This window comes from Parasedimentitalea nitratireducens (genome assembly GCF_057444295.1).
This window is the reverse complement of the sequence record NZ_JBYAXC010000017.1, coordinates 21,966-45,065: the sequence shown is the minus strand read 5'-3', so window position 1 is coordinate 45,065 and position 23,100 is coordinate 21,966. Positions and strand designations below refer to the sequence as shown.

26 protein-coding genes are annotated in these 23,100 nt (G+C 54.9%); 14 read left to right on the top strand and 12 right to left on the bottom strand.

The features are described from left to right. Positions 1-341: 341 nt before the first annotated feature. The 3 genes from fdxA to AC2T28_RS23315 form a co-directional block, all read right to left on the bottom strand. Positions 342-680: a ferredoxin FdxA gene (gene fdxA, locus AC2T28_RS23325; protein ID WP_486751011.1), complete on the bottom strand. Its 339-nt coding sequence runs from the start codon at positions 678-680 to the stop codon at positions 342-344. Between the two features lie 65 nt (positions 681-745). Beyond that, the gene (locus tag AC2T28_RS23320) at positions 746-1,438 is read right to left on the bottom strand and encodes a nitroreductase family protein (protein WP_486751010.1); all 693 of its coding nucleotides are present in this window, start codon (positions 1,436-1,438) and stop codon (positions 746-748) included. A gap of 10 nt (positions 1,439-1,448) precedes the next feature. Further along, positions 1,449-2,312 (bottom strand): nitroreductase family protein, encoded by an 864-nt coding sequence (locus AC2T28_RS23315; protein WP_486751009.1) that lies wholly within the window; start codon positions 2,310-2,312, stop codon positions 1,449-1,451. A 129-nt stretch (positions 2,313-2,441) separates the two neighbouring features. On the opposite strand from AC2T28_RS23315, the gene AC2T28_RS23310 reads away from it, so the two are divergent. Both AC2T28_RS23310 and AC2T28_RS23305 read left to right on the top strand, forming a co-directional pair. Then, positions 2,442-3,251 carry a ferredoxin--NADP reductase gene (locus AC2T28_RS23310; RefSeq protein ID WP_486751008.1) on the top strand — a complete coding sequence of 270 codons (810 nt, stop codon included), beginning with the start codon at positions 2,442-2,444 and terminating at the stop codon, positions 3,249-3,251. Positions 3,252-3,270: 19 nt separating this feature from the next. Continuing rightward, positions 3,271-4,044 carry a helix-turn-helix transcriptional regulator gene (locus AC2T28_RS23305; protein WP_486751007.1) on the top strand — a complete coding sequence of 258 codons (774 nt, stop codon included), beginning with the start codon at positions 3,271-3,273 and terminating at the stop codon, positions 4,042-4,044. A 111-nt stretch (positions 4,045-4,155) separates the two neighbouring features. Here AC2T28_RS23305 and AC2T28_RS23300 read toward each other — a convergent pair whose 3' ends face one another. Beyond that, positions 4,156-5,040: a LysR family transcriptional regulator gene (locus AC2T28_RS23300; RefSeq protein WP_486751006.1), complete on the bottom strand. Its 885-nt coding sequence runs from the start codon at positions 5,038-5,040 to the stop codon at positions 4,156-4,158. A 130-nt stretch (positions 5,041-5,170) separates the two neighbouring features. Between AC2T28_RS23300 and AC2T28_RS23295 the strand changes: the two genes are divergently transcribed. The 5 genes from AC2T28_RS23295 (at position 5,171) to AC2T28_RS23275 (ending at position 10,656) form a co-directional block, all read left to right on the top strand. After that, the gene (locus tag AC2T28_RS23295) at positions 5,171-6,115 is read left to right on the top strand and encodes a Bug family tripartite tricarboxylate transporter substrate binding protein (protein ID WP_486751005.1); all 945 of its coding nucleotides are present in this window, start codon (positions 5,171-5,173) and stop codon (positions 6,113-6,115) included. Beyond that, the gene (locus AC2T28_RS23290; RefSeq protein ID WP_486751004.1) at positions 6,112-6,630 is read left to right on the top strand and encodes a tripartite tricarboxylate transporter TctB family protein; all 519 of its coding nucleotides are present in this window, start codon (positions 6,112-6,114) and stop codon (positions 6,628-6,630) included. Before AC2T28_RS23295 ends, AC2T28_RS23290 begins: the two co-directional genes overlap by 4 nt. Further along, entirely contained in the window at positions 6,623-8,137 is a 1,515-nt protein-coding gene (locus tag AC2T28_RS23285; protein WP_486751003.1) for a tripartite tricarboxylate transporter permease, read from the top strand. Before AC2T28_RS23290 ends, AC2T28_RS23285 begins: the two co-directional genes overlap by 8 nt. Continuing rightward, positions 8,121-9,710: a gamma-glutamyltransferase family protein gene (locus AC2T28_RS23280; protein ID WP_486751002.1), complete on the top strand. Its 1,590-nt coding sequence runs from the start codon at positions 8,121-8,123 to the stop codon at positions 9,708-9,710. The genes AC2T28_RS23285 and AC2T28_RS23280 overlap by 17 nt, the downstream gene beginning before the upstream one ends. 115 nt (positions 9,711-9,825) lie before the next feature. Next, positions 9,826-10,656 carry a sulfite exporter TauE/SafE family protein gene (locus tag AC2T28_RS23275; RefSeq protein WP_486751001.1) on the top strand — a complete coding sequence of 277 codons (831 nt, stop codon included), beginning with the start codon at positions 9,826-9,828 and terminating at the stop codon, positions 10,654-10,656. 144 nt (positions 10,657-10,800) lie between these two features. Here the strand turns inward: AC2T28_RS23275 and AC2T28_RS23270 are convergent, their stop codons facing one another. Continuing rightward, a complete protein-coding gene (locus AC2T28_RS23270; RefSeq protein WP_486751000.1) occupies positions 10,801-11,001 on the bottom strand; it encodes an integrase core domain-containing protein in 201 nt (66 codons plus the stop codon). 32 nt (positions 11,002-11,033) lie between these two features. Between AC2T28_RS23270 and AC2T28_RS23265 the strand changes: the two genes are divergently transcribed. Continuing rightward, positions 11,034-11,402, top strand: a complete 369-nt coding sequence (locus AC2T28_RS23265; RefSeq protein WP_486750999.1) for a hypothetical protein — start codon at positions 11,034-11,036, stop codon at positions 11,400-11,402. 582 nt (positions 11,403-11,984) lie between these two features. Here the strand turns inward: AC2T28_RS23265 and AC2T28_RS23260 are convergent. Further along, positions 11,985-12,296, bottom strand: coding sequence for an ETC complex I subunit (locus tag AC2T28_RS23260; RefSeq protein ID WP_486750998.1), 312 nt, complete (start codon positions 12,294-12,296; stop codon positions 11,985-11,987). A gap of 173 nt (positions 12,297-12,469) precedes the next feature. Between AC2T28_RS23260 and uvrB the strand changes: the two genes are divergently transcribed. After that, positions 12,470-14,665: an excinuclease ABC subunit UvrB gene (gene uvrB / locus AC2T28_RS23255; protein WP_486750997.1), complete on the top strand. Its 2,196-nt coding sequence runs from the start codon at positions 12,470-12,472 to the stop codon at positions 14,663-14,665. Between the two features lie 4 nt (positions 14,666-14,669). Here uvrB and AC2T28_RS23250 read toward each other — a convergent pair whose 3' ends face one another. Then, positions 14,670-15,149: a hypothetical protein gene (locus AC2T28_RS23250; protein WP_486750996.1), complete on the bottom strand. Its 480-nt coding sequence runs from the start codon at positions 15,147-15,149 to the stop codon at positions 14,670-14,672. Between the two features lie 154 nt (positions 15,150-15,303). After that, positions 15,304-15,624 (bottom strand): hypothetical protein, encoded by a 321-nt coding sequence (locus AC2T28_RS23245; RefSeq protein WP_486750995.1) that lies wholly within the window; start codon positions 15,622-15,624, stop codon positions 15,304-15,306. Between the two features lie 234 nt (positions 15,625-15,858). On the opposite strand from AC2T28_RS23245, the gene AC2T28_RS23240 reads away from it, so the two are divergent. Then, positions 15,859-16,644 (top strand): formate/nitrite transporter family protein, encoded by a 786-nt coding sequence (locus AC2T28_RS23240; RefSeq protein WP_486750994.1) that lies wholly within the window; start codon positions 15,859-15,861, stop codon positions 16,642-16,644. 3 nt (positions 16,645-16,647) lie between these two features. Here the strand turns inward: AC2T28_RS23240 and AC2T28_RS23235 are convergent, their stop codons facing one another. Beyond that, positions 16,648-16,932 (bottom strand): cupin domain-containing protein, encoded by a 285-nt coding sequence (locus AC2T28_RS23235; protein WP_486750993.1) that lies wholly within the window; start codon positions 16,930-16,932, stop codon positions 16,648-16,650. 213 nt (positions 16,933-17,145) lie between these two features. Here AC2T28_RS23235 and AC2T28_RS23230 point away from each other — a divergent pair, with 213 nt between their 5' ends. Both AC2T28_RS23230 and AC2T28_RS23225 read left to right on the top strand, forming a co-directional pair. Next, positions 17,146-17,616: an aminoacyl-tRNA deacylase gene (locus AC2T28_RS23230; protein ID WP_486750992.1), complete on the top strand. Its 471-nt coding sequence runs from the start codon at positions 17,146-17,148 to the stop codon at positions 17,614-17,616. Positions 17,617-17,985: 369 nt separating this feature from the next. After that, positions 17,986-18,321 carry a hypothetical protein gene (locus tag AC2T28_RS23225; protein WP_486750991.1) on the top strand — a complete coding sequence of 112 codons (336 nt, stop codon included), beginning with the start codon at positions 17,986-17,988 and terminating at the stop codon, positions 18,319-18,321. A 5-nt stretch (positions 18,322-18,326) separates the two neighbouring features. Here the strand turns inward: AC2T28_RS23225 and AC2T28_RS23220 are convergent, their stop codons facing one another. Both AC2T28_RS23220 and AC2T28_RS23215 read right to left on the bottom strand, forming a co-directional pair. After that, complete coding sequence (locus AC2T28_RS23220) at positions 18,327-18,734, bottom strand: universal stress protein (RefSeq protein ID WP_486750990.1); 408 nt, start codon at positions 18,732-18,734, stop codon at positions 18,327-18,329. A gap of 262 nt (positions 18,735-18,996) precedes the next feature. Beyond that, on the bottom strand, positions 18,997-19,320 hold the full coding sequence (locus AC2T28_RS23215) for an antibiotic biosynthesis monooxygenase family protein (protein WP_486750989.1): 324 nt from the start codon (positions 19,318-19,320) through the stop codon (positions 18,997-18,999). A 163-nt stretch (positions 19,321-19,483) separates the two neighbouring features. On the opposite strand from AC2T28_RS23215, the gene AC2T28_RS23210 reads away from it, so the two are divergent. Further along, positions 19,484-20,149 (top strand): hypothetical protein, encoded by a 666-nt coding sequence (locus AC2T28_RS23210; RefSeq protein ID WP_486750988.1) that lies wholly within the window; start codon positions 19,484-19,486, stop codon positions 20,147-20,149. A 24-nt stretch (positions 20,150-20,173) separates the two neighbouring features. Continuing rightward, positions 20,174-20,656 (top strand): HugZ family pyridoxamine 5'-phosphate oxidase, encoded by a 483-nt coding sequence (locus tag AC2T28_RS23205; RefSeq protein ID WP_486750987.1) that lies wholly within the window; start codon positions 20,174-20,176, stop codon positions 20,654-20,656. On the opposite strand, the gene AC2T28_RS23200 is transcribed toward AC2T28_RS23205, so the two are convergent. After that, positions 20,657-22,942: a glycosyl hydrolase family 28-related protein gene (locus AC2T28_RS23200; RefSeq protein WP_486750986.1), complete on the bottom strand. Its 2,286-nt coding sequence runs from the start codon at positions 22,940-22,942 to the stop codon at positions 20,657-20,659. Positions 22,943-23,100: the final 158 nt, after the last annotated feature.

The following is a 23,100-nucleotide window of genomic DNA, read 5'->3' as shown; positions in this document are numbered from 1 at the left end:
TGTGACGCACATATGTACAACAAAAGTGGGTTAGGACTGCTTCTGGTTCTGCACGTCGAATGAGTTTGGGTTCTAAGAAAAAAAGGACCTAAAATTAGCTGCGTAGGGCTTCAATGACTGCTCAGTGCGACAAGGAGCCGTTCGCTGCAACTATCGCCAAGGTTCACCACGCACAGAATGCTCCCTTTGCAAAGTCTTCCCAGTTTCCCGATAACAGACATTGGCTGCGGAGGCTTACAGCATATTCATTACGACAGGGCGGAGTTTCGAGCTGCAACGCGATAGAAACACGTTGCTAACAATCTCGTCAATTTGCCGAGCGTAACTGAAGGCGTGTTGCACTATACTAAACTTACCTCCACGGAGGCTTGGAGATGCGTGAGCTTTCCCTGTTGGCCATCCATTTTCTGAGCATTCGGCAGTGGGTCTTTCCGCTCAGTGATAACTGGCCACTGATTGGCGAGTTTCCTATTCAGATCAACCCAAGTGTTACTGTCAGGTTCCGTGTCTGGACGGATGGCATCTGCAGGGCATTCGGGCTCACACACACCGCAATCAATACATTCGTCGGGATGGATAACGAGCATCGTTTCACCCTCGTAGAAGCAATCTACTGGGCAAACTTCCACACAGTCAGTGTATTTGCAGGCTATGCAGTTTTCAGTGACAACATAGGTCATGTTGCAAGTCTCCGTTCGGCGAGCCCGCAAGCCCGCCGTTCAATAATAGGTTTGTTGTTCAGGCCTTAGTCAGCGACGGTCAGGATTTCATCGAGCGGCTTTTTCATTTTGGCAACCGCGGGAACTTTTGCGTCTTCTGCAGCATGACCGACCGCGATGATCATGATTGGTTTTTCACTTTCAGGACGCCCCAGCATACCGTTCAGGAACCTCATTGGGTTGGGTGTATGAGTCAAAGTCACCAAGCCTGCGTGGTGCAGGGCAGCCAGCAGAAATCCACAGGCGATGCCGGTACTTTCCGGAACATAATAGTTCTTGAAACGCGTCCCATCGTCGAACTGGCCCCAACGCTGTGCAAAGACAACGATCAGCCATGGCGCATCTTCCAGGTGCGGCTTGTGATCGTTTGTACCAATAGGCTCTAGTGCCTTGAGCCATTCATCCCCTGCCCCACCATCATAGAACTTGCGCTCTTCCTCTTCAGCGGCTTCGCGAACGCGCTTCTTAAACGCTGGATCCTTGATCGCCACGAAGTGCCAAGGCTGGTGGTTGGCTCCCGACGGTGCGGTACCGGCGGTTCGAATGCATTCTTCGATGACCTCACGCGAAACGGGTTGGTTGGAGTATTCCCGTACCGTGTGCCGACGCTTCATACGGTCATAGAAGGTTTTGGCCTCATCCAAGCTCTGCTCGGCTGAGTAATCCAGACGGTCCGGTAAGTCGGCGGCGTTGTATTCGATGTGATCGCGGGCAAACATGTGGATCTCCTTAGGTTTTGCTGCGGCGTTTGGTGGCTTGACCCACTACACGAGGTTCGGTGAAATCAGCCTCGGGCTGCAATTCGCCCGAGGGGTTTGGCGTGGCGCTGGTAAAGGCTGCATCCCAATCGCCCAGTTTTGCGGTCCGGTCTTCCCAACCATCCAGAGTCTCTTCGTCTCGGTACATGGCAAACGGGCGCAGGGTGCTCTCGTAGAAATCGACCTGTTCGTGGGTCCGAAATTTCTCGCCCTGATAGCCATTCCAATGCAGTGCCTGCTCTAGCGGGCGGCGATAGCGGCGGTTCTGCGTGGCGGCGGGATAACCAATGGGGATCGTGCCATAGGCCTGCATCCATTCGGGATATCCCAACAATTCGGACAATTCCTTGTTGGTTATCTCTTCGCCGCCACCAGACAGCCACGCGCTTGTGAGTCCCTCAGCCGCAACGCCGAGCTGAATATTCTGGATCGCAGCCCCGATTGAGTTGAGATAGATCACCTCATTGTTGTCGCGATACTCAGCCTCCCATCCTTCGGTCGTTGGCTGAGGAAAACAGACCTTCCAGCGTGGATCGCCCAGAACGATGATGATTGCAGCCGTATTGGCAAGGTAGGTCTTCTTGACTGCCGGAAACCCCTTGGCGTGGTCGACCAAACGCTGTGCTTGCCGCAAGAAAACGTCTGTCACCTTGTCGCGCATGTCAGGGTCTTCGACGACAATGAAATCGAAGCACTGCACGTTGGCCCCCGACGGCGCCCATCGCCCGCAATCGACGATGCGTTCAAGAACATCGCGGCCTACTTCGCGGCCTGGTTCGAATTTGCGTACGCTTCGGCGCTTTCGAATGACATCCTGAAAAAGCGGTTCTGGCATCGTGATCTCCCTTGTTTCGACCAGACTAATCCCGAGTTCGCTCTCATTTCATTCCTCATTGAAGAGGATTGCTGAAACGAAGCCAAAATGATGTTCGTTCAGTCAAACCATGCAGAAATGGAGATTGAGATGAATCAGATCGCAGCGGGACACGTTCTCACACCCGAAGCACCAAAAGGCTTTGCAGCATTGAAAGTCCTGTCCGTGAACCACTACACAGATCGCCTGTTTGTGTTCAAAACGGAACGCCCCTCAGGGTTTCGTTTCAGATCTGGTGAATTTGCCATGATCGGCTTGATGAATGACAGCAAACCACTCTTGCGCGCCTATTCGATTGCGTCCCCCAATTGGGAAGACCATCTTGAATTTTATTCGATCAAGGTGCCAGATGGCCCGTTGACATCCCGGTTGCAAAATATCCAAGCTGGCGATCATATTCTGATCCGTCCGAAACCGGTCGGAACACTGGTATTCGACGCGCTTTTGCCGGGCAAACGGCTGTTCCTGCTGTCTACCGGGACCGGTATCGCGCCTTTTGCCAGTGTCATTCGCGACCCAGAAGTCTATGAGAAATTTGATCAGATCTATCTATTGCATACCTGCCGAGAGGTTGAGGAATTGCGGTATGGGATCGATCTGGTGCAATCAGTTCACGATAATGAATTTCTAGGCGAGCTCGCCATCGGCAAGCTGCACCATCTGCCTTCGGCAACTCGCGAAGAATACAAGAACACTGGGCGCATCGATGCATGGATCAAGGACGGTAGACTTGCAAATCTTGCCGGGGGAGATTTGACCCCTGAAACTGACCGCGTGATGATCTGCGGTTCGATGGCTATGTTAGAAACACTGAAAGAGGTTTGCGAAACGCTTGGGTTTGACGAAGGGTCGAACTCAATGCCAGGCCAGTTTGTCATCGAAAAAGCGTTTGCGGAATAAAACTTAGGATCCAGATCGTTTGAAAATACAAAAACTCACGCCGCCCTATGCCGAACTTCAGTTAGCCGGAGAACAGACACTCCGGCTGACGGATGCGATCGGGACACCGAATTTCATTCAGACGGTCATGTCAGTCGCCCATGAAGCGTGCGGTGTCGACTTTGTGTCGCTGTTTTGTCAGGGCGACCTGGACACGCCGCTGTTGATTGGCACTGAGTGTCGATTGGCGCAGCACCGGGCGGCCCGTGCGGCAGAAGGCTATCGGCGACACTATGATGAAGATGGGAATGCAGAAATTTTGTCTGGCTCACGCGGTAACGGGGATTTTCTTACATTTCAGAACGCCAATGACATCAGTTCCTTTACCTATCGCCGCGACTGCTATGACCTTCCCGGCATTTCGGGACGCGTGTCTATCATCCGTCGCACAGCGGATTTTGGGCTTTCGGTCAGCCTCTATTCCAGCGAGGAAAGTGGTCCCTTTGACGACACTGCTGCACAGAACATGCAAACCCTTCTCAGGTTCTTGTTAGTGGCAACCGAACGCAATGTTGCATTTTCGCTCAAAAACAACGTTTGGATGGAGCATGATATTCAGGTGCGCCTTGCCCTCACCTATCCTGACCTGACCCCGCGCGAACGCGAAGTTGCCGCAATGGCGATCAAGGGCCGCACAGCAAGGGAATCCGCCAAATTGCTTGGCCTGTCGGAAACGACCATCATCACGCACCGGAAGAAGGCCTATAAGCGTATGAATGTTAAGTCGTTGCGACAACTCATGGGCAGCCATTGACACGATCCGTCATTATTGGACCGACCGCCTATGTGGCATAAGTTGAGGGCGGCCACATCTCTCTGATCCCCAGATCAGCCAACAACCGGTTGATCGTTGGCACAAGCCTGATCAACCGTCATCACTCGGCGTAATCCCGATTTGGCGAAGCGCCTCTGAGAGCTGTTCCAATACCTTGCTACGGCGAGAGTTGGGCCGCTGTACAATTCCCAGCCCACGGTGGATCGGAGTTGTGCCAAACGGGAACCAGTCAAGCGATGTGGTTTGGGACCCCCGAAGCGTTGCGTAGGGCACGATCGCAAAACCCAGGCCAGCCTGAACACATCCGAACACCGTTGACATCGTGTTCACCGACACAACCTGACGAACGGAAAGACCTAGGCGCGCAATTTCAGTATCAATCTGACGCGCAAGAGGCACCTGAACTCCGTATCTAATAAATGGCACCTCACGAACCAGTTTATCCAACCTCTTTTCAGTCACACCCGGAGGTGTCAGCACCACCAACGGCTCTGAAAAAACCAGCGTCCATTGCAGGCCGGTTGGCACAGCAACGTTATCCGCGACCAAAGCAGCATCCAGCTGGCCGCTGACGACATCCGCCATCAAATCCTCGGACAAACCAACGCGCAGCCTATAGCTTAGCTCAGGATAGATGTCTTTGAGCCGTGCCAGGGCATGCGGCAGGATGTAGGCGCCAAATGTTCGCAAGGTTCCCAGCGCCAGCGTACCGCCCACATCACCATCTCTCACGGTTGCCTTGGTTTCGGCAACGATGCGCAGTATCGATTCTGCAGCAGACTGCAGTTCGCGCCCTTTGGTGGTAAGCGCAGGTGGCCGGCGAGAGCGATCAAAAAGTGCGTTGCCAAAATCCTGTTCCAAAACGGAGATCTGTTGGCTGACCGCCGATGCGCTCAGGTTGACCTCTTTTGCCGCAGCCGCAAACCCACCACGTTGAATGATTGCAAGGAATGTCTCGAGCTGTCGTGTATCCATTGCTTCAAGTTAAGAATTTCTGAATTTAAACTCAAGATCTTTCCGCTTTGTCAGCGAAAAACTGGTGCTACGCTCTGGGATAACAAAAATCTGTCGGTAGGTAATGCCGACAAACTCAGGGAGACTTAACATGAAAATTTTTCCGGGCCTCGCGGCCATACTCACCGCTGCCGTATTGGCAACCCCCAGCGTTGCGCAGGATTATCCTGAGCGCGCTGTAGAATTCATTGTCCCGTGGTCACCCGGCGGTGGCTCTGATACCCTGATGCGCCTTGTGTCGGCCAATATTGAGCCCCACCTTGGTGTCGAAATGCCGATCATCAACATGCCAGGTGTCGGCGGTACAGTCGGCCTGCGCGAAGCGTCCCGGCGAACGGCTGATGGCTATACGATTTCACAGGTCCACGAAGGGCTATTGATGGCAACCCTCACCGGCTTGACCGAGCTCACCTGGGATAGTTTTGAACCGATCGCCCTGATGACGGCATCGCCGCAGTTTTTGATCGCCCAGCCGACCGAAAACTACGCCAATTTCGAAGAATTTGTGGAATACGCCAAGGCCCACCCAAATGAGCTGACCATGGGTGTCACGCTTGGCGGGTTGCCGCATCTTTTTGCTGCAATGATCGAGCAGTCCTATGACCTGAAATTCAAATACGTGGGCTACGAAGGCACAGGTGAACGTGTGCGCGCCATTGTTGGAGGCAATCTGGATGTTGCCATTGGAGATGTAGCCTCCTCTATCGAATTCTCCAAAAATGGAGATCTCGTGTTCTTGGCAGCAGGATCGGGAGATCGCCACCCCGCACTCCCCGATGTTCCAACATTCCGCGAAAAGGGCCAAGACCTTCTGTTGACCGTGACGCGCGGCATTGTAATGCCCAAGGGCACACCCGCTGCGGCGCGCGACGCCATGGAAGCGGCCTTGCATAAGCTGTCGCAAGACGCGACCTACGTCGAGCAAACCAACAATGTCGGCTCGCAGGTCACGTTCATGGGCCAGGATGAGTACCGCAGCTATTTGTCCAACCTGAATGACACTGTGAAATCCTTGGCCGCGGTCATTATTCAGTGAACAATACTGATGAAAATCACAGCTTGGAAGCGGGCGAAATTACCCGCTTCCTCAGCTACGTTGCCATTCTCGCGGCTTCGGTTGCCCTGTACTTTTCAGCCGAACATATCCCAAGTTCGCGCTTTGAAGTGCTTGGTGCTGCGGCCTTTCCCAGGTTCGTATTTGCCGCGATTTTCTTGATCGCAGTCATCGCGATCATCGATAGCCTGCGCAAAATTCCCGGCCATGCATGGGGGCGGTTTGGCGGTGAAGTGCAACATTGGCTAAAGACGCGCTACCTTGTCATCGTCTGCTTTGTTGTTTTTGCGGTTTATCTTCTGCTTGTGCCTATTCTTGGCTTTTCGATTGCCAGTTTCGCATTTGTATTTGGATTGCAGATGATCCTGATGCCACGCAAACCTTTGACATTGCTGGTCGCCGTGTTGGTAGCGCTCGTCTTCTCGTTTGGGCTGAACGCGTTGTTTGCCGAGTTTTTCAACGTCTTCCTGCCACGCGGAGAGTTTTTGAATGGATGATTTTCTGACAGCGCTTGTGCAGATCTTTGCGGTTAGCACATTGCTCTACATGCTGGTGGGATCTGTTGCCGGTATTATTGCAGCCGCCATTCCCGGCTTCACGGTCACGATGGCTATTGTGCTGACCCTGCCCCTGACCTTTACCATGGAACCCCTACAGGGTGTCGCAGTCATGTTGTCGGTCTATGTCGGTGGGCTGACCGGCGGTCTGATCTCTGCGGCATTGCTTGGCATTCCTGGCACGCCATCATCGGTTGCTACCACCTTCGACGCCTTTCCGATGGCGCGAAAGGGTGATCCGGGTCGTGCATTGTCCCTCGGGGTATGGGCCTCATTTTTCGGGACACTGATCTCGACTCTGTTTTTGGTGGTTGCTGCCCCGCCGCTGGCTGTTTTCGCCGTAAAACTTGGCCCTTGGGAGTATTTCTCGCTGATCGTGTTCGCGCTGACAATCGTGGCCAGTTTAGTCGGAGATTCGGTGATCCGCGGGCTGCTGGCTGGCCTTATCGGGCTGGCGATTTCAACGGTTGGTGCCGACCCTATTCTTGGCCGCCCACGGTTCGACTTTGGGATTGAAATGCTGGAAACCGGATTGCCCTTCCTTGTGGTGTTGATCGGCATTTTTGCGATCTCTCAACTGCTGAGCGAAGTTGAGGACTCCCGAACCGTTCGCTCTGGAGCGAAATTGGTGACCGATGCTATCGACTTTAAGACTTGGAAAGTCATGAAAGAGGTTCTGATGAGCCCCGTGAATCTGATCCGTTCGTCGGTAGTTGGTGTGCTCATTGGTGCACTGCCCGGCGCGGGTGGATCCATTTCAAATTTGGTGGCCTATGATCAGGCCAAACGCGCCTCTAAGACGCCAGAAATGTTCGGAACCGGTACACCAGACGGCGTTATTGCATCAGAAGCCGGAAATTCGGCTACGGCTGGTGGCGGGCTTATTCCGTTGATTGGTTTGGGTATTCCCGGATCAGCAGTGGATGCAATCTTGATGGCGTCGTTGATGGTACACGGTATTTCCGTTGGTCCACGGCTGATCACTGATCACGGTGATCTGGTCTATGGTATGTTCATCGCTATGGCAGTGGCCTCGTTCATGATGCTGATTGTCTCGGTGCTTTCGATGCGGCTCTTCCTGCGGGTTGCCGAGGTGCCCAAATGGCTGATTGTACCCACCGTGTTGACCTGCTGTGTTGTCGGCTCATTTGCGCTTAACAACCGCGTAACGGACCTCTACTTGCTGGGTATTGTCGGACTGGTGGGATATGCGCTACGCACCTTGGGATATTCACTGGCCCCGCTTGTGTTAGGGGTGATCCTTGGTCCAATCGCAGAAACCAACCTACGTCGCGCGCTGATGACAGACAGCGATCCGACACAGTTTCTGACCCGCCCTATCAGCCTGATTTTCCTTATTGCTGCAGTGTTGTCCATTGCTTGGGCCATCCGCAGCCATCTCAAAACTAACAAAATGAATGGGGTTAAAGATGCACATGCGTCATGATCCGGTCTATCCTTCACGCCGCTCACCTATCCTTGCGGACAACGTCGTTGCCACCTCCCAGCCTCTGGCTGCACAGGCAGGGTTGACCATCCTGCAGCAAGGCGGAAACGCTGTTGATGCGGCCATTGCAACCGCAGCGGCCTTGACCGTGGTTGAACCGTCAGGCAACGGACTGGGTTCGGATGCGTTTTGCATTCTATGGGATGGCAACAAGCTGCACGGCCTAAATGCTTCAGGTCGTTCGCCTGCGGCATGGGACCCTGCCCGTTTCCCAGACGGGATGCCATACCACGGCGTTGACAGCATTACCGTACCAGGAGCCATCAGCGCCTGGGTCAGCCTGTCCGAGCGTTTTGGCAAATTGGATCTGTCCACCACGCTCACCCCGGCCATACGGTATGCCGAGGATGGTTTCATTGTCTCGCCAGTTATTGCCAAACTTTGGGCCAATGCAGCCGAAAGTCTTGCGGATCAGCCAGGGTTTGCTGAAACGTTTTTGCCCGGTGGGCGCCCTCCCCATGCCGGGGAACGGTTCCGCAACCCTGGAGCCGCGGAAACACTACGCGAAATCGGCAGAACCCGTGGCGAGGCCTTTTACAAGGGGCCAGTAGCCCAAAAAATCGTCGACTTCATCCAGGCAAACGGCGGCGCAATGACGCTCCAGGATATGTCGTCACATCAGCCCGACTGGTGCGGCACGCTTAGCACCGGTTTTGATGACGTGGACTTGCATGAGATCCCACCCAACGGTCAGGGCATCGCGGCCTTGATGGCGCTTGGAATCCTGGATCATACCGACATTCGTGATCACGGGCCCGACGATGTGCTTGCCGTTCATTTGCAAATCGAGGCCATCAAGCTCGCTTATCGCGATCTGCATGCCTTTGTGGCGGACAGAGATGACATGACTGAGATCAACGAAGATGCGTTGCTCGACCCAGATTACCTTAGATCTCGCGCGGCACTGATAGATACCACAGCTGCCATCGACCACGGTGTCGGGGCACCCAAAAGGGGCGGAACGGTTCTGCTGAATACCGGTGATGCCTCTGGAATGATGGTGAGTTTTATCCAATCCAACTACGCCGGATTTGGCTCTGGTGTTGTGGTGCCAGGCACTGGTGTCTCGCTGCAAAACCGTGGCGCGGGGTTCAACACGATCCATGGGCATCCCAATTGCGTTGCAGGTAGCAAGCGGCCAATGCACACGATCATTCCTGGCTTTGCCATGAAAAACGGCCAGCCGCTAATGGCGTTTGGCATGATGGGGGGGCCGATTCAGGCTCAAGGTCACGTGCAACTTTTGCTGAGGACGCAGCTTTGGGGCCAGGACGTCCAAACCGCCGCCTGTGCGCCTCGCTGGCGCATGATTGACGGGCTGGATGTGGCATGTGAACCCACAATGCCGCGCGACACGCTTAATGGATTAGAGGCCCTGGGGCACCGGATAACCGTCGAAAGCCCTGACAACGCGTTTGGTTTCGGGGGCGCGCAATTGGTTCACCGTTTACCCGGTGGCGGATATGTTGCCGGCTCGGATCCTCGCAAGGATGGGCAAGCTGCAGGTTTTTGACAGCGCTTGGGACAACCTGTTTGCATTTTAGAAAAACAATCGCGCGGGCTCAGGTCCGCGTGACATGCATCGCACTGGCCTTCCGCCGGTGCAGAATCTGAAAGGAGAGCAGCGAATGCTCGACGCTGTGAACTGGGCGGTGCTGTTGCCAATCTTTCTGTCGGTAGGCGCTGTGGCTGGCATTCTGGCCGGTCTTTTAGGCGTCGGAGGCGGAATCGTCATTGTGCCGGTACTCTATTGGCTAACCGAGGTTGGCCTTTTAGAGGTGGACCAATCTGTAGCCATGCATTTTGCAGTTGCCACCTCGCTGGCCACGATTATTCCAACGTCCATATCGTCTGCGCGCGCACACCATAGGAAAGGGTCAATCGACCTGATCATGTTCCGCGCCTGGGCACCCTTTGTTGTGTTGGGTGCATTGATCGGAGGGGTGCTAGCCACGCAATTCGATGCGACTGTCCTAACCGGTATTTTCGGCGTTGTCGCCATGGTGGTCGTTCTAAATATGCTGAACCCCAGACCTTTCATCCTTGCTGACGCACCGCCTGCTACTCTGCTTGCGAAGGCAGCTATTGCAACACCGATCGGCGCATTTTCAGCAATGATGGGGATCGGTGGTGGAACACTTTCCGTACCCACCCTGACGTTATTGTCTTTCCCGGTTCATCGCGCCGTCGGCACCGCCGCCCTATTCGGCCTGATGATCGCAGTGCCAGGCGTATTTGGCTATGCTTTGGCCGGGCAGGAAATCGCCGGACTTTTGCCCGGATCAGTCGGCTACATCAATCTGCCTTCGGCCCTCATGATCTCGATTGCAACCTTCCTATGCGCCCCAATCGGCGTGCGGATCGCCCATAGTCTGAATCCGAAACGTCTGCGGGTGGCCTTTGCGGTCTTCCTTGCCATCAGCGCCATCAAAATGCTGTCCGAAAGCTTCATTGCGTGACCGGATTTCGAATAACATCCAAAGGCGAGATCGAGGTGGACCAGCCGATGCTGAGCGAAGCCTTCACTCCGCTCGATTTCGTGGACCTTTTCGCTCCCGGAAACCTCCTGCGTTCTTAAGTAAAGTTTGCTAAACCATGATGCGCTACATAAAATGTCCCCAAACGGAGCTGGATGCTTCCGGTAATTTCATTAGCGTCGCAGGGACTTTGTTCCCGATTGCACTGTACGGTCGTTTTTCGTTGTTTTCTCTGCGCCAAACCTCCAACTGTTCGGCCGTACTTTCAAGCCACGTGAACAAGTTTGCATTCAGACACTCGGCCCCAAACCTACCGCTGAAGGCCACAGTATAGGCTATTATCGTTCGGAGAGACGAACATGTTTATGCGTCGCATTGGTCACGATCTGGGAGGGCCCCTTTGTGTGCTCCAAATCCTGCCAGATTGGGTTGCCGAAGAAATTGAAGTGGCCGAAGCCGAGATCCCCTTACAAGCCACCGAATACATGGATATGATTAAACATAAGGCCAGTCAGATGGATTCCCTGCTGACTGGAATGGTGGAATGCACAATGGTGGCAAATCCCGATGTCGTGCACACCCCAATTGATCCAAGAGTAGAAATTAAGCAGTTAGCACAATCATCCCTCGCTGAAGGGGCATATGAAATTTTTAAAAGGACCCTGCGCCAACAAGGTTGGATGTTGCCCAAGAAAATTTTCGCACCCTGTTCCGTCATCGATGAATAGTTTCATCAGAGCATTTTCGAACCCATTGTTACCCTGAAACCCAGAGATGAAGCTTAAGGCAGTGGGTTGGGATCGGCGGTAGTTATAAAGATAGCCCAATGGTGGGGGGATACTTCGGCAAGTGCTGAGATTAGGAAAAATACAGTTCTCCGGCTGATGATCCCTGTTAAAGCTTCCACCTAAGCCATGACACGGTCCAGTTATTCACCGCGACGCATGTGAAAGTCGGCAATGTAACGGGAGCTGCAATTTTCATGCTTCGTTACCTGCGCATAGCCGCCACTCATGCAAACCGTAGCGAATGACTGCTCCACCGCCATATCTGAACTGCTTGCCCAGACTGAGCGGCCGGTGCATCCCCCCACGAATTGCACCCAGATCATCCTTACGAGAACCGCAATACCTCAAATGACCATGATTTAGGCAATCCACAAAGCCCTTGTTCACACAAAAATGCGCCCGACACCCAGCGCACTACATTTTGTGGATGAGATCGCAGTCAAATCAAAATGCTGACTGTTGATCGTTACCGCAGGATCTTAGCCCCGTTTCCGAGACAACTTTACCCCGATACACAAAAGCTCAGTGTGTCCAGACAGTACGGCGGTTGGTCGCGAAATTGTCGCCATAGCCACCTGGACGAACATTGACCTTGCGTGCCTTTGGCTCAACCACCTGCGCATCAATGCCGTGTGCTTCAGCATAGTCTAGCGCCGCCTCTTTGGTGTCAAAGCGCAAACGCACCTGTGTTTGGGTATCATCCGACGAGGTCCAACCCATCAGCGGGTCAACTTCACGCGCGCTGGCCTGCGCATATTCCAACACCCATTTGCGTGTCTTTGCCATGCCCGAGGTCATCGCATTTCTGGCTGGCTTGAAAATCCGCGCTTGCATCAAAGTCTCCTGGTCAAACTCTGCCCCCTATATGCGCAAAATGATGCGGCGCGGCAAGGTGCCTTTTGTCTCACATAGTCAGCGTTTTCGGCTGGTTTTACGCCATCTGAACGAATCCGCTTGAACAAGAACAAAAACAGATCAAAAATCAGCGCCAAGTCAGGAGAGCCCAAATGCCATACGCCCATTCCGATAGTTCCGTCGCCACCATGGGCGAGGCAGACGCCACCAGCCGACCCAAGCTGGAAGGCGGCAAGGCGTTTACCCTGAACACCGAATTTGACCCGGCAGGCGATCAGCCCACCGCGATCAAGGAACTGTCGCAAGGCGTGCTGGACGGCGAGCGTGATCAGGTGCTGCTGGGGGCCACAGGTACCGGTAAGACCTTCACCATGGCCAAGGTGATCGAACAGACCCAGCGCCCGGCCATCATCCTTGCCCCAAACAAAACGCTCGCCGCGCAGTTATACGGCGAATTCAAAGGCTTCTTCCCGGACAACGCGGTCGAATACTTCGTCTCATTCTACGACTATTACCAGCCCGAAGCCTATGTCGCCCGGTCCGATACCTTCATCGAGAAGGAAAGCCAGATCAACGAACAAATCGACCGGATGCGCCACTCGGCCACCCGTGCGTTGCTGGAACGTGACGACGTGATCGTGATCGCCTCGGTGTCTTGCATCTATGGTATCGGCTCGATCGAAACCTATGGCGCCATGACCCAAGATCTGAAGGCGGGCGAGATGTACGACCAGCGCCAGATCATGGCCGATCTGGTCGCCCAGCAGTACAAGCGCAACGATCAGGCGTTCCAGCGCGGCTCCTTCCGGGTACGCGGCGATTCCCTCGAAATCTTCCCGGCACACTTGGATGACCGCGCTTGGCGATTGTCATTTTTCGGCGAAGAGCTGGAAACCATCACCGAATTTGACCCCCTGACCGGCGAGCGCACCGGATCGTTCGACCAGATTCGCGTCTACGCCAACTCGCATTATGTGACTCCAAAGCCGACGCTCAATCAGGCCGTGGTCAAGATCAAGGAAGAGCTGAAACAGCGGCTCGACCAGTTGGTCGACGAGGGCAAACTGCTCGAAGCACAACGCTTGGAGCAACGCTGCAAGTTCGACATCGAAATGCTCGAAGCCACCGGCCACTGCAACGGCATTGAAAACTACTCGCGCTATCTGACGGGCCGTGCCCCGGGTGAACCGCCCCCCACCCTGTTCGAATTCATCCCCGACAACGCCATCGTCTTTGCCGATGAATCCCACGTCTCGGTCCCGCAGATCGGCGGCATGTACAAAGGCGACTACCGGCGCAAGTTCACCCTGGCCGAACACGGCTTCCGCTTGCCCTCCTGTATGGACAACCGACCGCTCAAGTTCGAGGAATGGGACGCCATGCGGCCGCAGTCGGTGTTTGTCTCGGCCACGCCATCCAAATGGGAGCTGGAACGCACCGGTGGTGTGTTCACCGAACAGGTGATCCGCCCCACAGGTCTGCTAGACCCGCCGGTTGAAATTCGCCCCGTGCAGATGCAGGTCGATGACCTGCTGGATGAAGTGCGCAAGGTCACCGACAACGGCTTCCGCACCTTGGTCACCACCCTGACCAAACGAATGGCCGAGGATCTGACCGAATACATGCACGAACAGGGCATCAAGGTCCGCTATATGCACAGTGACATCGACACCCTGGAACGGATCGAGATCCTGCGCGACCTGCGTCTAGGGGCGTTCGACGTGCTGATCGGCATCAACCTGCTGCGCGAGGGTCTGGATATCCCCGAATGTGGTCTTGTCGCCATTTTGGACGCCGACAAAGAGGGCTTCCTGCGCTCCGAAACCTCGCTGGTGCAAACCATTGGCCGTGCCGCCCGAAACGCCGATGGCCGGGTCATCATGTATGCCGACAAAATCACCGGTTCGATGGAGCGCGCGCTGGCCGAGACCAACCGCCGCCGCGCCAAGCAAGAGGCCTATAACGTCGAGCACGGCATAACCCCGGCCACGGTGAAAAAGAACGTCGAGGATGTTCTCGCCGGTCTTTACCCCGCCGACACCGACATGTCCCGCGTCACTGCCACCATCGACAAACCAATGCACGGCGCCAACCTAGAGGCGGTGCTGGATGGCTTGCGCAGCGATATGCGCAAAGCGGCCGAGAACCTGGAGTTCGAAGAAGCCGCCCGCCTGCGGGACGAGGTCAAGCGGCTGGAGGCGGTGGATCTGACGATTTCCGACGATCCACTGGCCCGGCAATATGCGGTTGAGAAGGCATCGGAGGCGGCCGTGAAGTCGCGTGGGCGGTCGACGGCTGGCAAGGGTGGTACGCGGACATACAGGGGTAAGTCGCAGAAGAAGTTTTAGTACTTTACTCACGCCTTCTTTGTCTAGGAACCGATTGGGCAGATGTTCCCTTTGGTATCTTGTCCAATTGCTCTTCAAGGTATTTCTTAGACAACAGCGCCCTTGCTTCGTTCCCTTGACGAATTTCAAAATCCGTTCTCTTGTCCACTTTTTGTGCATCCTCCTGGTTCTGGACGTGCCCAATCGGCGAAACCGTGAAACCCTTTACTTCCTCACATTCAGTCGGCTTTTTCTTAGCCCCCAATGCCCCCCGAACGTAAATCTGAGAAACACCACAAATGACAAAGAAAGAACCCAAAACACTTCCCCAAAAGGCAAGTGCCGCTCGTGATCTATCTACTCCACCATGATGTGAGCAAGCGCCTTTGAGACCTATTGAAGTAGACCTCCAACCATCGTGACATGTGGGGGCCAAGTCAAAGATCTGGCCAATAGAAATTCGGATAACAAAAAACAAAGCTACAAAGGCAATCCAGAATTTCATCTCCATAGTCCCCCCGACATGCTGGACAGGCTACAAAGCTTCCCCACCTGAGAACTGGCCACTCCTAGTCACCTCGGTTTGTAACGAATAGGCAAGAGATCATCTAACGAAGTAATTGAAATGCAATGAGCACCAGAGCCAAGCAGCAAAAAAGTCAAAGCTTACCTTTTGCCGTTTCCAATGCTTCTATTGCTACCTCACTTTCGCCTGAACCTGATCCGGCCCCTTTAATTAACTCTATTGCCTCTTCCAGTGTTTCTTTGATTTCGAAAACAGTCTTTGCACCAACATAAGGCCCCGGGGGTGGAAGCTTGTCCTCTGAGAATGCCTGTGCCTGCGGATAATCACAGGTTCCACTTGAGACTTCTCCAACCCTGCCACCATTCACTCCAAAATACGAAGCGATATCGTGTTGCTTGTCTCCCCTTGCCAACATTCCCTTTACGATTTGGATTTCACGATAGCTGAAAGCCATTTCCCCTCCTTAAACAGTCCCACTTTCAATCAAACTTTAATCTGGGGACTAAATGCGGATATTCAACAAAAAACACAACCTTAATATGTTTTCACAAAACAAACACACTCCAAAATTTCTTATTTTGTGCACATGTACACTCACTCAATCCGGCGCCCCCGGGCAGCGCCTACCCTTCGACTCTCTTGATCCCAATCAAAGACCCAACACCTGTCCCTGCCCTACCATCACCGCATGTCGCACCCAAACCCAACCGGACTGGACGCCTACAGGCCTGCCGAGATTGCCCGTCGGGTCGAAGAGGCCGGGGTGGCCAAGGCACATCTATCGGCGGCCCAGACCCTGACCCTTGCCATTTTGGCCGGGGTCTTCATCGCTCTTGGCGGCGCGGCCTATACAGCGGTGATGACCGGGGTGGATCCCACCGGCCCGGCGCGGTTTCTGGGTGGCGTGGTGTTCTCGCTGGGCCTGATCCTGGTGATCGTCGGCGGGGCCGAGCTGTTCACCGGCAACGCCCTGATGACCATGGCCGCAGTGGATCGCAAAATCACCCTCACCGCCCTGCTGCGCAATTGGGGGATTGTCTACCTTGGCAACCTGATCGGAGCCGTGGCGCTGGCTGTCGCGATGCTCGGCACCGGGCTGCTGGACGGCCCCATCGGTGCCACGGCATCCAGCATCGCCGAGGGCAAAGCCACCCTCTCGCCACTTGAGGCCCTAACACGCGGGATCCTGTGTAACGCATTGGTCTGCCTCGCCGTCTGGCTCACCTTTGCCGCACGCACCGCAGCGGGCAAAATCCTCGCCATCCTTTGGCCCATCAGCGCCTTTGTGCTGTTGGGGTTCGAACACTCAATCGCCAATATGTACCTGCTGCCCCAAGGCATTATCGCCGGGGCGCAGGTGGGGATTGGCGCCGTCATCGCCAACCTGTTCTGGGTCACGCTGGGCAATATCATCGGCGGCGCAGGCGGTGTGGCGCTGGCCTATCGTTTCGCCTATCTGCCCGCCGGGAAATAAGGCCTACTTCAACTCCACCTCAACAAAGCTCATCACCCCGTCGCCAATGTTGATCACATTGTGCTCCACGCCCTCCTCACGCCGATAGGCCGTACCAGCGGGCACCACCACCTCGCGCACTTCGCCATCTGGCATGTCCAGCCGCATGTGGCAGTCGGTCACGGCGGTGATCACATAATCCATCGCGTGGGTGTGCCAGCCGGTTTCAGCGCCCGGTTCGAAATCAAACCGCGTCACCCGCACCCGTGCATCGTCGATCATCTGAATAGCTTTGGCCTCTAATGTCATTTTTGAAGTCCTCCAACTCTTTCAGGATAGCCTAGCCAGCACGCACCTCGCCCCATACCGCCAGTTTCCGCTAACATTCTAACCAGACCACCCTGCCCCTTGCCCGACTCGCCTAAGCCGGGCACAGTATAGCCCTACCCTCAATCACCGGTGCCCTGGCCGCGCTGGTTGAATGGCCAACGGCCGGCGCCTTCGCAAAAACCGGAGGATCCCATGACTATTGCCGCACGCCTGAAACACCACCTTGATGCGCAGGGACTGCCCTTTGACATGATCTCTCATCCCTATGCCGCCACCGCCAGTGGCTGTGCCGAGGCCGCCCATGTGCCCGGCGACCACCTGGCCAAATCAGTGCTGATCCACATGGAAGAAGGCCCCATGCTGGCTGTTGTACCATCAAATCACCACGTCGACCTGACCCAACTGCAGGCCATGCTTGACCGCCGCCTGGGTCTGGCTGCCGAGGGCGAAATCGAAGAACTGTTTGATGATTGTAATCTTGGTGCCGCTCCTCCGGTGGGTGAAGCCTATGACGTGCCAACCATCATCGATAACAGCCTGTCGGGACTGGACAAGGTGTGGTTCGAAGCAGGCGATCACAAAACCCTGGTTGAAATGCAGGGCAAACACTTCGATCAACTTATGCAAAATGCCCAGCACGGCTCGTTTTGCACCATGCACTAATCACTGCATCTCGCTGCGCGATCATGGTTCAGCCCTATACGGCAGGCTTGTTGCCTGCCGTATTCAAGCTATGCTCAGCACAGAGAGGTATTGCGTATGTTTAAACTCGTATGTCGTTTTCTGTTAATTGCTTCACTTTTCAGCGTCCAGTCCCCTGCCCTAGCCAGTGGATCCGGCGAAGGGGGAGAAGGTGGGGCAAACAATCGTGGCTCTGATACCAACACCCGGCTTAACAACACCACAACAAATCAAGTTATACGCTTTTTGAAAGATGGGGCTAATAAATGCCCCCGATTGAAACCTATCTACCGTCATGACTGCTATAGATATCATTTCAGAAGAGCTGCGGACGTCTTGCATGACAGCCTTGTGTACTCATTAGCTCACGACGAACTAAGAAGAGTCGAAGACACCCTTCGCCAGGTGGTCGAGAACAACACAGACCCAACCCAAAAGCCAATCCGCCGCGGGCTAAAGACCTATACCCCCATCAAGCCAGCTGCGATCCCACAGGCCAATGCGCGCGCGGAACGGGCAATGCAGCGCGCCGAAACCGTCCTGCTTCGGGCTTCTGGGGAAAGACAAACCCATTTTGCCCGCATTGCGGATGCAGTGAATTCCAACAAGGTCTTGCTGAGGTCTGCCTGGCTACCAGGTGGGTTGTTCCGTGTGGCTTGGTTGCTGTTCCAATCCCGACCCGCTTGACCGGGTCAACGCACCACATGCACAGAACAAACCGCATGCCGTACAACCTGCGAAGCTGTTGAGCCAAGCAACAGATCCTGCATGCCTGGTCGGTGTGACGCGATAATAATCAAATCGGGCTGGTTGCTCTCGGCCCAGTCCAGGATCGACCGACCGGAATGCCCTTCGATGACAACCCCAATGGCATGTGGCAAAGTCGCCGCAAGGCTATCCAATTCGGTCTGCAATGCAATACGCGCCTGAGCAAGGTAATCCAGCGGCATATAGGAGATTGCATAGGCTGGAATATGTTCAACAACATGCAAAAGCGTGACTGCCCCACCTTCGCTGCATAGCAGTCCCGCCAGCTTTAAAGGTCCTTGAATATCCCGGTCAGGATCAAAGGAAATTGGCACCAGAATTTTGCGATACATTAAGGCTCTCCCATAACGGCCTGTTTCCAGACTGACGCAAGGCACGCCCTAAAACTCAACCGTTACAGCGATTTCCCGGTGACAAATGGCACCAAGATAAACTGCTGTCCCAGCGACAGCCCTTGGTAGTTAATCTAGTTCAGCCAAGGGCAATACCCAGAAGGTTGCGAAAGCAGCACCGATTTTCCGGGCACATCACACGAGCCCCTTGGCCATCCCCCCAGCAAACGCTGGTATCAAAGCGCGCCACAAACAAAGTGAATTAAGGTCCAAACGTCGCCGCCACATCGTACATCACTGGCTCAAAACTGCGGCAAAGCTCGTTGAACTTGCGGTTGCGTTTGCGCATTTCCGGTGTCCGCAGCATGGCCAGAAAATCTTCTCGTTTCTGCCACTGTGAATAGTTTGCAATGCGGGTCTGGGCGTCATTCACATGCAACCCAGCAGCGATAAAACCGGGCTGTAGCGAAATGAACTCGGCATAGGCCTCGGTCAAGGCATCCAGCAGGTCCTGGCAGGTGCCCGGCGTCATTTCAAAAGTTGTGATGACGGTTTGGATATCAGCGGTCTTGGCTATTGTTGGCATTGGCTCCTCCGTTGAATACATCCAGCCTACGCCTGATTGCCCCAAAAACAGAAGTGTTTTCAGCAATCTGCCAACCATTTTGCTAACGCAGCCATCACAATCCGGCGCGAGTAACAAATTATTAACCATAACAGACGCCAAATTGAGCTCTGGGGTGTTTGTCGTGTTTCGTGTTCTGCTGTTCCTTTGCCTCTCTGCTCTCGCCGCTGGTCCGGCGCACGCCGGTGCATGGCTGCGTGAGCCCGACCAGGGCTTTGCCTCGGCCACCGCAACCCTGCGCAACAGCGATGGAAGTTGGAGCCATGAGTTGGGGTATTACGGTGATTTTGGCCTGACCCACTGGTTGACGCTGGGTGTTGATCTGAATGACAGCAACGACATGTCAGGCCACGCTGTGGTCTTTGCCCGCTTGCCCTTGCGCAGACGCCAAGATCGGCATCGGCTGGCCGTTGAGCTGGCACTCGGCGGTGCTCATTACCGCAATAACTGGCGGCACATGTACAAGCTCACACTGTCGTATGGCCAATGGTTTGAAACCCAATGGGGGCCGGGCTGGCTTGCCATTGATGGCGCTTACGAAATGCGGGGCACCGGCTCTGAGCCCATCCTGAAACTGGACACGACCATTGGCCTGTCTGATCCAGACCAACTGCGCCCGATCCTTCAGGTGGAGACCGCAAAAATCAGCGGCTACCCTTTGTTTTACTCCATTACGCCCGGGCTGCAGGTTCCGTTAAAGAACAACACGCGACTGCTGGTGGGGCTTGAGCATCGGGTCAACCTACAACGCAGTCTTGGCCTCAAGATCGGAGTGTGGCACAGGTTCTAGGAACCAACCCTCTAGAGCGCCGCAATGGTCAATCCAATCCGCCCCACAGATGACGAGGCCCGCGCGCTGGCCCACAGCCTTATGGTCAAGGCCCGCTTTGCTGCATTGGGAGTCATATTGGACACGGGCGAACCGCTGGTGACACGGGTATCATTTGGGCTGGACCCTGACGGCAAACCCATCAGCTTGGTCTCCTCGCTGGCCATTCACACCCGCACCTTGCAAACCAACCCGGCCTGTTCGTTGCTGGTTGGAGAGCCCGAAGGCAAAGGAGATCCTCTCACCCATCCTCGGCTTAGCCTGATCTGTCAGGCTTCGTTTTTGCGGCATGGGGATACCGGACATGCGGAATTAGCCGCGCATTACCTGCGCGACCATCCCAAGGCGAAGCTCTATATCGGTTTTGCCGACTTTGCCTTTGCCCGTTTCAAAATTACCAAGGCGCATCTGAATGGCGGTTTTGGCAAGGCCTTTCATCTCGCACCAGAGGACCTGCAGCAGGACTGATCACTTGTCCATCCGCATGGTTAGTTGCACCTCGCCGCGCACGGATTCTTCCCAAACAAGATCAACCTGATCCTTGTTGCTGCCCTGCTCAAGGTTGGCATAGGGCATCGCATAGCGTGACGAGCCACCACTGGTGGTGATCGCCCCCAGTGCAATAACGCTGTCAACGCCACGCGACCGACCGCCAAAGGGCAGCGCATCACCTGGGTCTACTGTCCATGTCTTGGCCGCCGAAGACTGATCGTGCCGGACCCGCAGTGGGTTGGACACACCTGCACTGACATTGTGAAAGGTATTGCCCTCAAAGAACACATTCTTTGTTCGGCTGAAGTCCAGATCAGAGAAACTAGTATCGACCCGTTCAGCTCGGTCAATCGTCCCGTTGATGGACCGAAACTTATTGCCGCTCACCGACACCCCGTTCAGATAATGTCCGGTTCCGTGCGGCTTAACTACGAAATAGCTGAACCAGGGCGCTACATCACCCGACAAGAACACATTGTCGGTGATGGATAGCGAACTGAACGAAAACCCTGTTGTGTAGTCCGGGGTTGCATCCTGTTCGTTGGTCCACTCGATAAAGCAATTGTCGACATAGTTGTCAGCAACGGTGGTCGAACAATAGGTGCTGGCAATAATCAACCCCGCTGTTCGCACGCCATCTGGCACCGTATCACCCTGGAAAAAGTGATTACCTGTCACCGTATTATTGCCCCCAGCCAACAAGGCAAAATGACGGAACTTGGTGACCCGATTGTTGCGCAGCTTGGCGTCATTGCCATTCACGTTCAGGGCAATCGAACTGCGATTGGGAACCGTTTCGGCCTCTTCAGCAGACAGAAACTGGCAATTGTCGATCAAAATGCCCTGACACCCTTCACCAATAGAAGTAATCCCGCGATCTTTGGGCCGCGAAACAAAGCAGTTATCCAAGCTAAACACCGTCCCAGCAGGAGCCAGCCGAATGGCACTGCAATGGCTGTTGCACTGCAACTCAACTTCGGTAATGCCAAACTTGCTGAGCGAACTGAAACCGCTGAAATCCAGCATGTATTTGAAGTCCTTGAAGGTAAAGACTTGGGTGCCAGCAGCGTCATAAAGTTGTGCGTTCAAGGTCAACTCACCCGCGCCAACATTCTTGGACTTCACATAGATCTCGCGGCCAACACCGCTGCCTTCCACCAAGGCCCCAACAGGAATGTTGGCGATATTGGAGACCGATTTCAGCTTGCGCGAGTCATTGGGGTCATAGGTCGCCTGTGAGGTCACGGTTACAGTGTCCCAAGCCGCCCCAGATTGCGCCTCGATCTGGCCATTGCGAATGATCCGCCGTGTTGCATAGCTGGTCTTGTTGGGGACCGCTGCCTGCATATCCACCGGTCCCGACAACGACACCTTGCGTCCGCCCAGATCCAGCGATTCATGGTCTGCATTGTTGATCAGCGCCTGAAACGCCTTTTTGAACCCCAGCTCTTCGTTGCCAAAGGCCGCGGCATAGGTGGGAAAGTCAAAGCTCTTGGTCAACAGCAAAATCTTGTCAGCGGGCATGCTGACCGTGCCTTCAAACACCACTTCGCTGCTCAGCGATACGGTGTCATCCAAATGGTACTCTCCGGCCGGAACAAGAATGCGGCGCCCGTCAGCGGCATCATCCGCCGCCTCAAACGCGGGGGCATCATTGGTTGTTCCATCCCCAACCGCGCCATAATCCGTGACATCCACCAGGCTCAGCATGTCGCGCAGATAGGCGCTGGTGATATCCACGATCTCGATATCATCAATCCGCACCACCCCGCCGGTGGCTCCGGTCAGATCCAGCCCCATATGGCCATAGGTCGCGTCACGACCCCAGACCATATCAACCCCATCGCGCGCACCGGTGCCGATGATAGCAGTGACCTCAACCACCTCGCCATAATTGCTCAGGGCTGTGCTGGGCCCGGTTTCAACAACGCTGACAATATGACTGCTGCCTGCCCCGCCAGCCCAAGCCGCGATCCGTACACTGGGAAAGGCACCGCTGACGGCCTTAACCCTTGCTTTGACCTGCAAATAACATCCCGGCTCCAGCGGGGTCTGCCCCATATAGCGCAGCTTCTGGGTCGAAACCGTTTTCTGCAATTCAAGACAGTCACCAAAATCCGCATCCGCCGGAACCAACGCTGCATTGGCTGCCCCATCATAGGCGTCAGACCCCGGTGTGCCATCATCGCTGGACCAGACATCCAGGCCATCTTCAAACTGTGGCGGCATCAGCACCACTCCGTCTGTAATCACCTTGTTCATGCAAAACCCTTTCCTGCAGCGCCTAAGCGTTTGGGGGATTGGGTTTAAGGTAAAGACGTTAATTCGCCCCAACCAGGGCGTACGGTGGGTGCGCAACGGGGGGCACATCAAAGACCGTAGAGGACAAGTGAACCTGTGTGCGTAGTGACCTATCTATG